Annotated in this window: 19 protein-coding genes; 8 read left to right on the forward strand and 11 right to left on the reverse strand. The window is 64.2% G+C overall.

The window, feature by feature from the left end; genetic code table 11:
* From EOA27_RS03350 to EOA27_RS03385, 8 genes are all read left to right on the forward strand, one after another.
* Positions 1–747 (forward strand): substrate-binding domain-containing protein (locus EOA27_RS03350; protein ID WP_127255459.1); only part of this gene is annotated, 747 nt, incomplete at its 5' end.
* Positions 744–1,277 carry a c-type cytochrome gene (locus EOA27_RS03355; protein ID WP_126081314.1) on the forward strand — a complete coding sequence of 178 codons (534 nt, stop codon included), beginning with the start codon at positions 744–746 and terminating at the stop codon, positions 1,275–1,277. The genes EOA27_RS03350 and EOA27_RS03355, both read left to right, overlap by 4 nt.
* Entirely contained in the window at positions 1,274–2,287 is a 1,014-nt protein-coding gene (coxB, locus tag EOA27_RS03360) for a cytochrome c oxidase subunit II (RefSeq protein WP_189343072.1), read from the forward strand. Before EOA27_RS03355 ends, coxB begins: the two co-directional genes overlap by 4 nt.
* Entirely contained in the window at positions 2,284–4,260 is a 1,977-nt protein-coding gene (ctaD, locus tag EOA27_RS03365; protein ID WP_126081313.1) for a cytochrome c oxidase subunit I, read from the forward strand. The genes coxB and ctaD overlap by 4 nt, the downstream gene beginning before the upstream one ends.
* Positions 4,257–4,862 carry a cytochrome c oxidase subunit 3 gene (locus tag EOA27_RS03370; protein ID WP_126081312.1) on the forward strand — a complete coding sequence of 202 codons (606 nt, stop codon included), beginning with the start codon at positions 4,257–4,259 and terminating at the stop codon, positions 4,860–4,862. Before ctaD ends, EOA27_RS03370 begins: the two co-directional genes overlap by 4 nt.
* 1 nt (position 4,863) lies before the next feature.
* On the forward strand, positions 4,864–5,205 hold the full coding sequence (locus tag EOA27_RS03375; RefSeq protein ID WP_126081311.1) for a hypothetical protein: 342 nt from the start codon (positions 4,864–4,866) through the stop codon (positions 5,203–5,205).
* Positions 5,202–6,080, forward strand: coding sequence for a cytochrome c oxidase assembly protein (locus tag EOA27_RS03380; protein ID WP_126081310.1), 879 nt, complete (start codon positions 5,202–5,204; stop codon positions 6,078–6,080). The genes EOA27_RS03375 and EOA27_RS03380 overlap by 4 nt, the downstream gene beginning before the upstream one ends.
* Positions 6,061–6,477, forward strand: a complete 417-nt coding sequence (locus EOA27_RS03385) for a c-type cytochrome (RefSeq protein WP_126081309.1) — start codon at positions 6,061–6,063, stop codon at positions 6,475–6,477. The genes EOA27_RS03380 and EOA27_RS03385 overlap by 20 nt, the downstream gene beginning before the upstream one ends.
* Here the strand turns inward: EOA27_RS03385 and EOA27_RS03390 are convergent, their stop codons facing one another.
* The 11 genes from EOA27_RS03390 to EOA27_RS03440 form a co-directional block, all read right to left on the reverse strand.
* Positions 6,478–7,284: an ABC transporter permease gene (locus EOA27_RS03390; protein ID WP_126081308.1), complete on the reverse strand. Its 807-nt coding sequence runs from the start codon at positions 7,282–7,284 to the stop codon at positions 6,478–6,480.
* The gene (locus EOA27_RS03395) at positions 7,281–8,006 is read right to left on the reverse strand and encodes an ABC transporter ATP-binding protein (RefSeq protein WP_126081307.1); all 726 of its coding nucleotides are present in this window, start codon (positions 8,004–8,006) and stop codon (positions 7,281–7,283) included. Before EOA27_RS03395 ends, EOA27_RS03390 begins: the two co-directional genes overlap by 4 nt.
* Complete coding sequence (locus EOA27_RS03400; protein ID WP_126081306.1) at positions 8,003–8,962, reverse strand: PQQ-dependent catabolism-associated beta-propeller protein; 960 nt, start codon at positions 8,960–8,962, stop codon at positions 8,003–8,005. The genes EOA27_RS03395 and EOA27_RS03400 overlap by 4 nt, the downstream gene beginning before the upstream one ends.
* Entirely contained in the window at positions 8,950–10,170 is a 1,221-nt protein-coding gene (locus tag EOA27_RS03405; RefSeq protein WP_126081305.1) for an ABC transporter substrate-binding protein, read from the reverse strand. The genes EOA27_RS03400 and EOA27_RS03405 overlap by 13 nt, the downstream gene beginning before the upstream one ends.
* Positions 10,171–10,346: 176 nt before the next feature.
* On the reverse strand, positions 10,347–10,856 hold the full coding sequence (locus EOA27_RS03410) for a DUF892 family protein (RefSeq protein ID WP_126081304.1): 510 nt from the start codon (positions 10,854–10,856) through the stop codon (positions 10,347–10,349).
* A gap of 73 nt (positions 10,857–10,929) precedes the next feature.
* Complete coding sequence (locus tag EOA27_RS03415) at positions 10,930–11,793, reverse strand: DUF3618 domain-containing protein (RefSeq protein WP_126081303.1); 864 nt, start codon at positions 11,791–11,793, stop codon at positions 10,930–10,932.
* Positions 11,790–12,182: a phage holin family protein gene (locus EOA27_RS03420; RefSeq protein ID WP_126081302.1), complete on the reverse strand. Its 393-nt coding sequence runs from the start codon at positions 12,180–12,182 to the stop codon at positions 11,790–11,792. Before EOA27_RS03420 ends, EOA27_RS03415 begins: the two co-directional genes overlap by 4 nt.
* On the reverse strand, positions 12,179–12,793 hold the full coding sequence (locus tag EOA27_RS03425; RefSeq protein WP_189343071.1) for a hypothetical protein: 615 nt from the start codon (positions 12,791–12,793) through the stop codon (positions 12,179–12,181). The genes EOA27_RS03420 and EOA27_RS03425 overlap by 4 nt, the downstream gene beginning before the upstream one ends.
* A 161-nt stretch (positions 12,794–12,954) precedes the next feature.
* On the reverse strand, positions 12,955–13,284 hold the full coding sequence (locus EOA27_RS03430; RefSeq protein WP_126081301.1) for a hypothetical protein: 330 nt from the start codon (positions 13,282–13,284) through the stop codon (positions 12,955–12,957).
* 2 nt (positions 13,285–13,286) lie between these two features.
* Positions 13,287–13,646 (reverse strand): hypothetical protein, encoded by a 360-nt coding sequence (locus EOA27_RS03435; protein WP_126081300.1) that lies wholly within the window; start codon positions 13,644–13,646, stop codon positions 13,287–13,289.
* Positions 13,646–14,556, reverse strand: a 911-nt coding sequence (locus EOA27_RS03440) for a divalent metal cation transporter (RefSeq protein WP_127255461.1), incomplete at its 5' end; no start/stop codon positions are given. The genes EOA27_RS03435 and EOA27_RS03440, both read right to left, overlap by 1 nt.

The following is a 14,556-nucleotide window of genomic DNA, read 5'->3' on the forward strand; positions in this document are numbered from 1 at the left end:
CGTGAGCTCAGGGTCTGCGCCGACCCGAATAACTTGCCCTTTTCCAACGCGGCCGGCCAGGGCTTCGAAAACAGGATCGCGCAAATCATCGCCGACGATCTCGGGGCCAAGCTGACCTATACCTGGTGGGCGCAGCGCCGCGGCTTCGTGCGCAACACGCTAAAGGCGGGACTGTGCGACCTCGTGCCCGGCACGCCTGCCAATCTCGAAATGCTGCGCACCACCACGCCCTATTATCGGTCGTCCTATGTCTTCGTGACGCGCCAGGACAGCCCGGACGTGACCTCCTTCAACGACCCGCGGCTGCGCGACTTGCGCATCGGCGTTCAACTCATCGGCGACGACGGCGCCAACTCGCCTCCTGTCCAGGCGCTTGGCCGCCGCGGCATCGTCGGGCACCTCATCGGCTACCCCGTCTATGGCGATTACTCCGCTCCCAATCCGCCCGCGCGCATCGTCGACGCGGTGGCGAGCGGCGAGATCGACGTCGCCGTGGTGTGGGGTCCGCTTGCCGGCTATTTCGCCCAGAAGCAGAGGGTGCCGCTACGCATCACGCCCGTCACGCCGCGCATAGACGGACCGCAACTGCCCATGATTTACGATATCTCTATGGGCGTTCGGCGTGAGGACGATGCGCTGCGTGGTGATGTGAACAGCGCTCTCGCCAGGCACAAGGCCGAAATAGACGCCCTGCTGGGTCAATATGCTGTGCCGCGCCTCGACGCCTCCGGGAGGCCTGTGCGATGAGACCGGTTGCCGCGCTGCTCCTGCTCGCGTCGCTGGCCCTTTCTGCCTGCCAGCGCGAGGAACGGGACACACGTCCGCAATCGGCGCTCGGCTCCGGCGAGCAGCCGACTCCGGTGACAACGCTGGAACCCGGCGGGCAGCGCCCCTCCCCCACGGACAACAAGGCGGCGAGCTTCGAGGCCAATGCCTTTCATCTGAGCGAAGGCAAGCGCCTGTTCGGCTGGTTCAACTGTTCGGGATGCCATGCCAATGGCGGCGGCGGCATGGGCCCAGCGCTGATGGACGAAAAGTGGATCTATGGCAGCTCGATGGAGAGTATCCATGCCACGATCCGCGACGGCCGCCCGAACGGCATGCCGAGCTTCCGCGACAAGATCCCCGACGACCAGATCTGGGAGCTTGCGGCCTTCGTTCGCTCGCTTAGCGGCAACGCGCCCTCCTCCGCCGCGCCGTCGCGCAATGACGACATGATGGCGCATCCGTCCGAAAACCGCATGCCGGATGCCGCCACGCTGGGGAAGTCGCCGTGAAACGCCTCGCCTCGATTGCGTTCGCCACGGCAATCGCCCTGTTTCTTCAGGGATGCGCAGGCTGGCAATCGGCGCTTGACCCGAAAGGTCCGGCGGCGAGCGAGCTCGCATGGCTGATCTGGTTCTTCACCGGCCTGTGTGCGGTGGTGTGGGTGCTGGTGATGGCCGCCCTTGCCGTGCCGTTGCTGATGCGGTCCCGGCAACATGCCGAGCCGCTTGCGCTGGACGCCGGCGCCGACAGCCGCAAGCTGCGCGTGGTGATGATCGCTGTCGGGCTGACCGCCGTGATCCTGGTCGGTCTGACCTTGCTCAGCTTCTTCGCCAACAGAACCCTTGCCGCGATCGGCTCGGACGCCGCGCTGACCATTCGCGTCACCGGTCATCAATGGTGGTGGGAGGTGCGCTACGAAGACGCCACGCCGAGCCGCATCCTGACCACGGCCAACGAGATCCATATTCCCGCCGGCGAACCCGTGCGGCTTCTTCTCACCTCGACCGACGTCATCCATTCCTTCTGGGTGCCGAGCCTTTCCGGCAAGCTAGACCTCATTCCCGGCCGAATGAATGTGCTCGATATCAAGGCCGACAAGCCCGGTGTCTACCGAGGCCAATGCGCCGAGTTCTGCGGCGCGCAGCACGCGAATATGGGCACCTTCATCATCGCCGAGCCGCGCGCGAAGTTCGATGCCTGGTGGAATGACCAGTTGGAGCCGGCCGCCGTTCCAACAGGCGACGAGGCCAAGGCCGGCGAGAACCTCTTCCTGAAACGCCCCTGCGTGATGTGTCACAAGATCGGCGGCACGCCGGCGGGCGGAACGGTCGCGCCCGATCTCACCCATCTCGCCAGCCGGCAGACGCTCGCGGCCGGAACATTGACGATGAGCCGAGGCAACCTCGCCGCCTGGATCGCTGACCCGCAAGGCGTGAAGCCCGGCTCGCACATGCCGGTGGTCGATCTGAGCGGCGACGAACTCAACGCCATCGTTGCCTATCTCGAGGGGCTGAAATGAGCAGCGCGGATCTCACCAGCGAACGCGATCTGCCGCCGGAGCGGGAAACGTCCGTCAGGGGCGATATAGCACCAGAGCGTGACGGGCCGCGCGACACCGGCATGGACGACGCCAGCTTGCATCGCTGGTTGGCGCGGACGTGGCGGACGCCTCCCGGAATCATCGGCGCGCTGTCGAGCGTCGATCACAAGGTCATCGCACGCCGCTACCTGATCACCGCCTTCCTTTTCCTGTGCCTGGGCGGACTCAACGCCGTGGCCATGCGCATCCAGCTCTCGGGCCCGCAGCGTGGCCTGATCGGCCCGGACCTCTACAACCAGCTGTTCACGATGCACGGCGTCACCATGATGTTCCTATTCGCCGTGCCCATTGTGCAGGCGACCGGCATTTACTTGGTGCCGTTGATGGTCGGCACCCGCAACATCGCCTTCCCCCGCCTCAACGCCTTCAGCTATTGGGTCTATCTTTCGGGTGGCCTCTTTGCCTGGGTGTCGTTCGCCCTCGCGATGGCGCCGGATGTCGGCTGGTTCGCCTATGTGCCGCTGTCCGGACCGGAATACGGTCCGGGCAAGCGCGCCGACGTCTGGGCGCAGATGATCACCTATACCGAGGTATCCTCACTGGCCGTCGCCGTCGCGACCATCGTGACCGTGTTCAAGCAACGCGCGCCGGGCATGTCGTTGGACAAGATCCCGCTCTATGTCTGGGCCCTCCTGGTCACGTCCTTCCTCGTCGTCTTCGCCATGCCGGCGGTGATGATCACCTCGACCTTCCTGATCCTCGACCGGCTCGTCGGCACGCATATCTTCAACCCGGCCGAGGGCGGCGACGCGCTGCTGTTCCAGCACCTGTTCTGGTTCTTCGGCCATCCCGAAGTCTACATCATCTTCCTGCCGGCCACCGGCATGGTCTCCGCAATCATTCCGGTCTTCGCCCGGCGCCCGGCCTTCGGCCATCTCGGGCTGGTCCTGTCGCTGATCGCGGTCGGTTTCCTGTCGTTCGGCCTCTGGGTCCACCACATGTTCGCAACCGGGCTGCCGAAGCTCGGCGCGAGCTTCTTCACCGCATCCAGCATGTTGATCGCCATCCCCAACGGCGTTCAGATCTTCTGCTGGCTGGCCACTCTCTGGGACGGCAGGCCGGTGATCCGTACACCGCTGCTGTTCGTCTTCGGCTTCTTCTTCACCTTCGTCATCGGCGGACTTACCGGCGTCATGCTCGCCTCGGTGCCGCTCGACCTGCAGGTGCACGACACCTATTTCGTCGTCGCCCATTTCCACTACGTGCTGATCGGGGGTTCGGTCTTCCCGCTGCTCGCGGCCGCCTATTTCTGGTTCCCCAAAATCACCGGCCGCATGATGAGCGAGCGCCTCGGACGCTGGCATTTCTGGCTGGCGATGATCGGCTTCAACGCGGCATTCTTCCCTATGCACATCGTCGGCCTGTGGGGCATGCCGCGCAGGGTCTACACCTATCCGGCCGAGCTCGGCTGGGGGAACATCAATCTCTTCATCAGCGCCGGCGCGGTGCTCTTCTTCCTGAGCTTCGTCCTGTTTGCGTTCAACTTGGTTCATGGCGCGCTAAGGGGCACGCCCGCAGGCGACAATCCCTGGGATGCCGGCACGCTTGAATGGGCGACGTCCTCGCCACCGCCCGGCTATAATTTCGCGCGCATTCCGATCGTGACGAATGTCGAGCCGCTCTGGGCCGAACGCGGGGCGCTTCCTGTCGCGACCGGGCTTCGGGTCGACGTTCGCGAATTGCTCGTCTCCACCGTGGCGGAAGCCCATCCCGACATCCGCGAAAAATCGGCGACGCCGTCGATCTGGCCGCTGTTGGCGGCCATCGCCGTCGGCGCCACCTTCCTGTACTCGATCTTCACGCCCTGGGCGATCATCTGGGGCGCCGCGCCGATCGCCGTCACCTTGGTCGGCTGGTTCTGGCCGAAGGCCGATCCGGAGGACGAGGAATGAACCAGCGTCCCGCCCTCGATCTTACCGGCCTCCCGACCTTTGGCCATGGCCCGCGCAGCCCGACCTGGTGGGGCACGCTTGGCTTCATGGCGCTGGAAGGCATGGGCTTCGCGCTAGCCGCCGGCGCTTACCTCTACCTCGTTACTTTGTGGCCCAACTGGCGCCTGAGCGCTCCGCAGCCCAACCATTGGCCGGGAACCATCGTGACGCTGCTTCTCATCGCCAGCCTGGTGCCCAACCACATCCTCAACGGCTATGCCAAGCGATGCGCCATGCGGTCCGTGCGGATCGGAATGGTGGTGATGTCGCTGCTCGGCCTCGCGCCTCTTGTCGTGCGCTGGTTCGAGTTTCCCGCCCTGAATATCTACTGGGACACGAATGCCTACGGCTCGATGCTCTGGGTGCTGCTTGGTCTCCACACCACGCATCTGATCACCGATGTCGGCGATACGATTGTCCTGACGGTGTTGATGTTCACGCACCATGGCTATAGCGGCCGGCGCTTCGGCGATGTCGGCGACAATGTCTTCTACTGGGACTTCGTGGTCCTCACCTGGATTCCGATCTACCTCCTCATCTACTGGCTACCGAGGTTAGGCTGAGATGCGCGCGCTGCGGCTGGGCACGTCCTGGGGAGGTTTGTTGTCGGGGCCTTTGGCCTGGGCAATCTCGACGCAGCTGAACTATTCGCTCGTGCATTGGCAATGCAATCGCCAGGTCCAGGTGGTGCTACCGGTGGCGCTGTTGCTCGCGGTGTTTTCGCTGCTTGGTGGCGCGCTGTCATGGCGGGCGAAGCGGCAGGGCGGCGCGGCGTTCAAACCGGAGCGCACCCGCAGCACCGAACGTTTCGTCGCCGATCTCGGCATTCTCGCGGCATTGCTGTTCGCCCTCGTCATCATCATGCAGGGCAGCGCAGCGCTCATCCTCGACGAGTGCCTGCGATGAGCTTGGACGCCTTCTTCTCCACCTCGATATGCTACGGCGCCGGTGCGCCGGGGGCCGGATGGACGTTGGCGCTTCCCATCACGTCTCCCTTGGCTGCGATAGCACTAATCTATGCGCTCGGCGCGGGCCGTCTGTGGCGTCGCAGCGGCCGGGGCCGTCCCGAACGGCTACGGCAAGCTCTGTTGTTCGCGGCCGGCTGGAGCGTGCTGGCCGTTGCGCTGGTCAGCCCCATCCATGCGCTCGGCGAGCTGGTATTTTCCGCCCATATGATCGAGCATGAGTTGCTGATGGCCGTGGCGGCGCCGCTTCTTGTCGCCGCCTGTCCCGGCGCGGCCTTGATGTGGGCATTGCCAACCACACTCCGCCGAGGGACGGGAAACGTCACTCGTGGCAAGGTGCTGCAGGCGCTCTGGGCTTTCGCCGCTCGCCCGCTCAGCGCGACGATCCTTCATGGGATAGCGATCTGGATCTGGCATGTTCCGGTGCTCTTCGAGGCAGCGCTGCAGCAGGGTGTGCTGCATTATGCGCAGCATGCGAGCTTCCTCGGCACCGCCCTGCTGTTCTGGTGGGTGCTTCTGCCGCGTTCCGGCCGACAGCAGACCTATGGCATTTCCGTCATGCATCTTTTCTTCACCTCGCTTCACACCGGCTTGCTCGGCGTCCTGCTGCTGGTCTCGCCAAAACTCTGGTATCCGGAGAATGCCTCCGGCGCCGCGCTCTGGCGCCTGAGTCCGCTCGAGGATCAGCAACTCGCCGGGCTTGTGATGTGGGTGCCGGCCGGGCTGATCTACGGCGGAGCCGCTCTGCTGCTCGCCGGCCTTTGGATAAGCAACAGCGGAACCAGGGAGGCGGCCCATGCGCTCCGACCTGGTTAGGCTGCTCGGGGGCGTCCTCGTCGCGATCGTGCTTCTGGTGGTCGTAATCGCGGCGACGACCTTGTGGCTCGACCGCCGCGAGCGTGTCCAACACGAGTCGGACGTGGCGACCGGCGGCGTGGGCGCGCGCGCCATTCCTATCATGACAGCGAATGGCTGCTCAGGCTGCCATACGATTCCCGGGGTGCCGGGGGCGCAAGGCCAGGTCGGGCCGCGGCTGGACGGCAGCCTGGCCGGGCGCGTCTACATCGGCGGTGTGCTGGCGAACAACCCGGAGAACCTGATCCGCTGGATCCGCTCGGCACGGGAAATCAATCCGCACACCGCCATGCCCTCGACGAGGATCACCGAGCAGCAGGCGCGCGACATCGCGGCCTATCTCTATGCCCTCAGATGATCAGCCCTCGCCGCCACGCCGGGACCACAGGCCGCGACCGGGATCATAACCGGCCACCGCCGCGAGGAAGAATGCCACGAGACAGGCGACAACAACGAGCATGGAACCCATTTCGAACCGCAGGTAGAGCGTAAAGCGGATCAACTCGACCGCCGAGCTGAATGGATTCCAGGCGGCGATCGTCGCCAGCACCGGACCGGCTTCAGCGAGGCGCCAGATCGGATAGAGCGCTGTCGAGGCGAAGAACATCGGGAAGATGACGAAATTCATCACGCCGGCGAAGTTTTCCATCTGAGTGGACATCGAGGAGACCAACAGACCGAACGCGCCGAGCATCAAGCCCGACAGCACGAGCGCCGGGAACACGGCGACATAGCCCAGGATCGGCGGCCGTACGTCCCAGAAGCGCGCCACGAAAAGAAACAGATAGACGAGCGGCAGGCCGACAATCACGCTGGCAAGCAGGCGCGCGGCAAGCAGGTACCAGCGCGGCAGCGGAGCCGTTAGCAACAGGCGCATGCTGCCCATCTCGCGGTCATAGACCATGGCCAGCGAGCTCGCCATGGCATGGAACAGCAGCATCATGGCCGCCAGCCCAGGCACTACATAGACCTCGTAAAGAACATAGGTCTGGTAGGGCGGCGTGATCGACAGGCCGAGAACGGAGCGGAAGCCGGCCGCGAAAATCGCCAGCCAGACCAGCGGCCTCACCATTGCGGAGAACAGGCGCGCGCGCTGCCGCAGCGAGCGCAGCATTTCCCGCCGCAAGATGCCGTCGAGTGCCCGTAATGCGTGATCGACTTTCATGGCGAACCCGTCAGCAAGGCGAATGCTTCAGCGACGCTTACCACGCCGAGTTCGGGCGCGATGCGGTCCGTGGGGCCGGTCCAGCAAACCCTACCCCGATCCAGCACCACGACGTCATCGTCGGCCGCTACTTCTTCGAGAAAATGCGTCGCCCATAGGACGGCGATGCCACGTTCCCGGCAAAGGTCCCTTACATGCTGCTCGAGCGCGCGCCGTCCCGGCACGTCAAGCCCGGTGGTCGGCTCGTCGAGCAGCAGCAGGCGCGGGCTGTGCATCAGCGCCCGCGCAATCTCCACGCGCCGGCGCTGGCCGCCGGATAGCGCGCGGGTCCGATCGTCGATCCTGTCCAGCACCTCGAGGCGGCTCAATTCCTCCCGTGAGCGCGCCTTGGTCAGTTCCGTCGGAAGTCCATGCAGCGCGGCGTGGTAGCGCAGGTTCTCGCCCGGTGTTAGATCGAGATCGAGCGTCGGCAACTGGAAGACGACGCCCATTTGCGCGAGCGCGGCGGACGGGTTCGCCTGCATCGCCATATCGAACACACGCACCAGCCCGGTGCGCGCGTAGTAGAGACCGGTGATCAGCGAGAACAATGTCGTCTTTCCGGCGCCGTTACGGCCAAGCAGGATGCACATTCTGCCTTCAGCAACAGTGAACGAGACATTCTGGAGAACCTGCCGGGTTCCGAAGCTGTGGCTAAGATTCTCGATCGCCAGGGCGGTCATGGGCCGATCACGACGCCCCATGGACCGCGCCCCACCGGCAGCGACTTCACGACCTCCTGGTTCTCCAGGTCGATGAAGGAGATATCGCCGGAGTTGCCGTTCGCGCTGATCAGTTGCTTCTGGTCGTCAGAGAGCGCGACATGCCAGGGCCGCTGGCCGACGAGATAGAGGCGCCTGACCGTGAATGTCTTCGTGTCGACCTCGGCAATCCTGTTAGCCGGGCCGAGCGCGACATAGGCAGCCGCGCCGTCGCGTGACATCTCGATGCCGACCGCTTGCACGCCCTCACGCCGGATACCCGGCACCTCGAACTCGATCTTGCCAGTTTGAGCGCGTGTCGCGGTGTCGAAGACCGTGACGGTGCCTCGGATTTCGGACGACACCCATAATTGCTTGCCGTCGACCGAGAACGCCGCGGCGCGCGGCCGCGTGTCGACGAGCAGATTGTCGATGAGTTCGAGCGTAGTGGCGTCGATGAGATGGACCATGCTCGTCGTCTCCGACGTGCAGGCGACGGTTCGGCCATCGGCGCTGACCGCCATTCCCTCCGGCTCGACACCGACATCGACTGTGCCAATGATTTTCGCGCCAGCTATATCCACCACCGAGACCTGGTTGTCGTTCTCATTGGCGACGAAGAGCCGCTTGCCGTCCGGGTGCACGACAAAGAATTCCGGATCGGCGCCAGAAGGCAGTTGTCCGACTATCTGCCGCTTCGCGAGATCGACCACGTCGATGCGGTTGTCGTCGCCTTCGGCAACGAACAGCGTCTTCTTGTCAACCGAAAGCGCCATGCCGCGCGGGCGCCGGCCGACATCGATCCCCGCCTGCAGTGTCATGGTCGCCCCATCGACGACCGCCACGGTGTTGTCCTGCTCATTAGAGACGTAAATCGTCTCGGCCGCCGCGGGCGGGACAAGGACCAACACCAGCACGAGCGCGATCAGCGTTTGCATGTGCTCTCCTCCAGATCGATGCCCAGAGTGTCGAGCGGCGTGCGCTGATGCAGAAAACCCGGTTGTGGCGAACTGGAAACGAGCAGCCGGGGGCCCGCGATCAAGATGGGCTGGCGCATCTGCCCGTCCCACGGACGGAAACTCAGCCCTTGTCCTTTGAAGCCGGCGAGCAGGAAATCGTCGCTGCGCAGATACTTTGCTATCGCAGTCGGATCGAGGCTGTGCAGCCGCGTTGCCGCCTCGCCGACGCTTCTGACCGCCAGCCAGGCGGCGTAGTCGCTGGGCAGCATCCAGCGTCCGGCCAGCTTGTGAAAGCGGTCCTGGAGCTGCGTGGCGCCCCATTCTTCGTCGACCGCGCTCCAGCCGGTGGCGACCAGCCCTTGCGTCCCGGCCACCGTCCTCGGCAAGGCGGTGCGCCCCTCGAGATAAGCGCCGAACTCGTCGGCTTCATCGGCGACGACCAGAACATCATAGTCGCCGACCTGCGTTGCAGCAGGGATCTCCGTCTGGAGCGTGACATGTCCGGTGTCGGCGCGGCCGTTGGCGGGCCGGAACGTCCAAGGTTTGTCGATGGTGATCTGCGCCCCGAAACGCGTCGCTGCCCGCCGAAAGGCCGCCGCCATGGCCAGGTCGTCGGGATGCGGACCAGTCAGCAGGAACCAGTGCTGCCAGCCTTTCCAGACCAGGTATTGCGCCAGGGCGTCGGCCAGCATGGCGCGGCTCGGAATGGTGTGCAGAACGTTTCTTCGGCAGTCCTCCTGACGCAGGCTGTCATCAGGATCGCGGCTGTTGAAGAGCATCATACGCTCGGCACCGGGCGCTGCGCTCGCCTGCAGCAATTGCGCGGCATCGAGATCGGCAACGACGAAGCTGATGCCGGCGGCCGCGAACGCGTTGACAGCTTCGGCAGGTGCTTCGCCCGGCTTGAGAACCCTTTCTTGCAGCCGAAATTGCTGGCCGAGAAGGCGGCCGGTGCCGGCGTCGTCGGCAATGGCCAGTCTGGCGCCTTGCAGACCATCATCTGTGACGGCCTCGTCCAACGGCCCAAGGGATAGAGGCAGTTTGCGCTGTTCGCCGAGATAGCCGATCACCATCGTCTGCGGCTCGGCAAGCGCGGGGACGGCGACGGCGAGCAGACCGACAAACGCCAGAGCCAGCCTCGTCTGATTCAGGTCGAGCAAGCCAAGTTGGATGTTCGAAATCGCCACGGGAACTCCAGGACGGCAGAGACCCTAATGATTTTCGACGAGGAATGTTCCTGGACGGCAAACCGAGTCGAGCCCGCCCTGCTGCAAAGCAGTGTGGGCCCGGAGCCTAGACCGGTGGTGGGAGGACCGACCTGGGCTCCAACTTGTGGAACCTCCGATTGTTCCTGCTTCCAAAATCAGCGTTTCGCGCTGTCGCTGTCCATGTCTGCCCGCGCCAGGAATTGTTCTGTGACCTGCGGCAGGTTGCTCTTCAGCCACTCGGCCATCGCTTCCTCCTCACGCAGGTTCTGTTCGCACACGCGGGCAATCTCGGCCTCGCCCGCGGCATTGGCGGCGGCGATGAGGATCGTGTAAGAGGCGATTTCCATATGTTCGAAAGTGTAGCTCGCCAGCGAGCCTTTCATGACTTCGTCGCCGGCGAACACGCCGCTGATCGACTGCGCCGTGGCAGTCAGCTTGCCGCCTGCATCCTTCAGCATGGACGATCCTTCGTCGAGCCCGTCCAGGCAACTCTTCAGCCGCCTTGCCTGCTCTTTCGTCTCTTCCAGATGAGAACGAATTCGCTCGCTGAGCTCAGGGTAACTCTCAATCCGGCTCAATTGCCCCGACAGCATTGTCTCTGCCTGTTCCTCCATGGCGTGAGCGTCCCTCAACCATTGGACAAGCCATTCGCGCGATTCAGCCATTGTAGTATCTCCATCGATCTGACGCCGCCCGAACCGCCGGCGGCGTGCATTGTTCCTTGAACGTGAGTTCCGGTTACGATTCCCGCGAGAACGGATCGGAATCGGAGAGCTTCTCGCGCACCGACTCGTCGGCCTTGTCGGCAGTGGCCTTGACGACACCGCCGACCTTGTCGGCCAGCGTCCCCTCGTTTGACGCCAGCCGTCCGGCTTCGTCGCTCGCCGTCTGGTAGGCTTCGGCCGCAACTTGCTTTGCGGCGTCGAGGCCTTCTTTCAAAGTCTCTTCGGCAGTGTCCCGAAGCTTCTCGCGATAGCCGCCCAATTGCTCGTCCTCGAGTTCCGTGTGGGGCAGCATGGCGCCGATCGCAGCTCCGATGGCGAGGCCGACGGCGGCCGCAGCGAGAGGCTGGTCCTGCAGCAGATTGTGCGCGGACCGGCCGGCGCTTGTCGCCATGTCGGCCGTAGCTGCCGCCGAGCTCGCAAGCTTGTCCGCAGCGCTGCTTGCCATGTCCGACACTGCACCGGCTGCTTCGCCTGCCATTCCCGAGACGGTTGCGGCCGCTCCGCTGGCTGCTTCGCCAACAGAGCCTGCCGCATTCGAGGCCGTCGAACTCATTCCAGCCCCAAATGCTCCCTGATCGGGCCCGGAACCGCGCCGCGTCACGCGATCGGTGCCAGTCGACGCGCTCGAAGCGCCACTGCCCAACATCAGCCAGGCCAGACCCGCGCCGATCATGGTCAGAGGTAATGGATTGTCCCGAACCTGGACCTTCAGGTTGTGGAGCATGTCGGAGCCCGTGCCATTCCTGAAAAGCCCCGTGAACTCGTCGAAGAGCTGGCCCGGGGTCATCTTGTCGCGAATGGAGTCGGCGGTCGCCACCACCCTTGCGCGCGTGGCTTCCGCCTCGCGTTCGAGCTCGGCTGCGGATTTCTCGGTCATCTCGCTTGTTCCTTGATCACGTTCACGTCACGCTTGAGCTGTTCTTGTGTACGGTCCGGCGCGAGCTCGGAGGGCGCCATGCTTGCCATGCCCGTCCGCAACAGGATCACGCCCAGAACGGCAACCACCACACCGACGAGCAAGGCGGACCATCCTGCACCCAGACCAAGGCGAGCCAGGGCGATGACAAGCGCCTGCAACAAGACCAAAAGCGCCGCGAGCAGGCATATCGCGCCGCCCAGCACCTCGACGGCGCCCGCGCCGGCCTTGGTCGCGCTCTCCGAGATTTCCGCCCTTAGGAGCCTGGCCTCCGTTTGCACGAGCGTGCTCACCTGTTGCGCCAGATCGGCAACCAATGTGCCGAGACTTGGATTGTCCTGAATGCTCATTTCTTCAGCTCCGCTGCCTTCCCCGGTATGCCGCCGTCTGAACCCCAGTTCGCTGGAGGGTCATCCCGGTCTGCGTCCGTTCCCATGCCGGTTTGGCTGGGATATTCAGGCGTGGCCGCGCCCTGCGTCGGGAGGCGCGTGCCGGGCGGCGAAGCCTTTATGAAACGGCCAAGCGCCAGTCCCGCCAGAACCGAACCGGCAAGAAGCGCTCCAGGATTCTGGCGGCCAAAGGACTGGACGTCTTCAAGCACCTGTCCGAACGGCTTCTCCTTCAACGAGGAGGACAGCTGTTCCAGCCCGCTCGCGGCCTCCTGCATGAATTTCGAGGCCGCGCCCTGGTCGCTCTCGGCCAGGTGATCGCTCGCGGCGCGCAGCGCGCCGCCGAAAGCGGACAGGCTCGATCCGATATCGCGCTGCGCCTGCTCGGCTTTTTCGGCGACCGCCTGCCGGGCTTCGGCCGCATACGCCCCCGCCCTGCGGGCGACCTCGTCGCGGGCATCGTGAAGCGCTTCACCCGCGCTTTGGGTTTCCTCCTGGATCCTGTCGGCAAGTTCGTCCTTTGCCTTGCCAAAGTCGGCGGGCTCGCGGCCCCGATCGTTCTCGCGCTGCATGGTGCCTCCTAGTGAAAACCGAGGAAGGAAAGCACCGCGAGCACAACGACGATCAGACCGATGAGATAGATGACACTGTTCATGGCGCAGCCTCCTCCATGCGAATCCAACTTCGCGCAGGCTGCTATGTTCCCCCGCATGGGCAGCTTTTTAGCAAATCGTCATTTGCCCTCGGGCTTCGCCTTGAAAGCGGCAAGCTCCTCGTCGCGGCAGAGCAGCCTGGGGCGCGTCGGATCGGAAATATCGAGCTTGTCCCAGGGAATGCGATAAAGGCCTTCACGCCGCCGCAACGCGAAGAAGTCGAGCAAGGCGGTGCCGATGGTCGAAGCGGACAAGCGCTCGAACGCGGCAAAGATCCCGACATGGAATTCGGTGACGACAAGGTCGCTGCCGTCCCGCTCGGCGATGATCTCCTCGATATAGCCGATGCTCCTGCCGTGCTCGGAGAACACGCGCCTGCCGGCAAGGTGATCGAGGTGTACAGTCGCCATGCTCACGCTCCCGGTATTCGGCCGACCACATGTTCGCGCAGCCAGTCCTGCCAGGCGAAGATCCTGGTCCGGCGGACGTCGATTTCGAATTCTAAGTCGACGCCGATATCGCGCACCTTGTCCCAGGCGATCCGGTGGGGCCGTGCCTGCTGCTTGCCGCTCAGCCTTGCCGCGAGCTTCGCCGTCCATCTTGCGGGCGCCGAGCCAAGCCGTCGCGCCAGCGCGATCGAGCCGAGTTCAACGGCACTTACACTGGGCTGCTTGCCCGGCGTCAGCTCGGCGACAATGCTGTCCACCTTGCCGATCTTGACCTGCTCGCGATCGACGACCTGCTTGTCCAGTATGTCGCGCAGCAACTGCATCACGTACCTCCGAATATCTGCAGTGGAATGGACACCACCGCCAGCACGAAGCCGAGCGCGATGACGAAGATCACGGCCGCGTTGGAAACCACGCCGTTGCGGTGCTCGCCGACATAGCGGTCGTCATTCAGCAGGAAAAGGAAAGGCACGACCGTCAGCGGCAGGCTCGCCGCGGTCAGCGCCATCGAGAAGATAGTGAGCTTCAACGGGTCGAGACCGAGCGTGATCGGAACGGCGGCAAGGAAGAGCGTCAGCGTGTAGACCAGGCTGAAACCGGGATCGTCGCGGGGCTTGAGATCCTCGCCCCAGTTCCAGCCGAACCCTTGTGCGACGAGATAGGCCTGCTGCAAGGCCACTTCGAGCGCGGCGCCAAAGCAGGCGATTGCCAGCGAAGCAACGAAAAGGACAAAGCCCCAGAAGCCGAATATCGGAATCAGCATCAATGGCAGCTGGTTATAGTCGTCCACTTCGGTAACGCCATGAGCGCCAAGCACGAGCGCGGCCACGACGAGAACGCCCACGGAAATCGTCCCGCCGAAACTCATGCCGAGGCCGGCAATCGCCCGATTGGTGCCGAGATAGCTCTTGTCCCACTGATCCTCGATCGCGCCGGAGGAATAGAACATGAAAAGGTAAGGCGAGATCGAGGCGCCGAGAATGCTGACGGCCATGAACCAGTATTTCGCCGTGTCGTGGTGCGGCAGGCTGGGCACGGCGCCGACAGCCACTTCTTTCCATTCAGGCCGAAGCATCACGGCCGCGACGACGAAGCACACGGTGACGAGGCCAAGCATCGACACCCCTTTCTCGATGAGGCCAAACGTTCCTTTCCACAGCAGCAGCCACGCCAGGAAAGCCACCGGCAAGGCCCACCATTGGAAGCCGATACCCGTTGCGAGCTCGGCGGCAA

Source organism: Mesorhizobium sp. M2A.F.Ca.ET.037.01.1.1 (genome assembly GCF_003998075.1).
Lineage (GTDB): Bacteria > Pseudomonadota > Alphaproteobacteria > Rhizobiales > Rhizobiaceae > Mesorhizobium.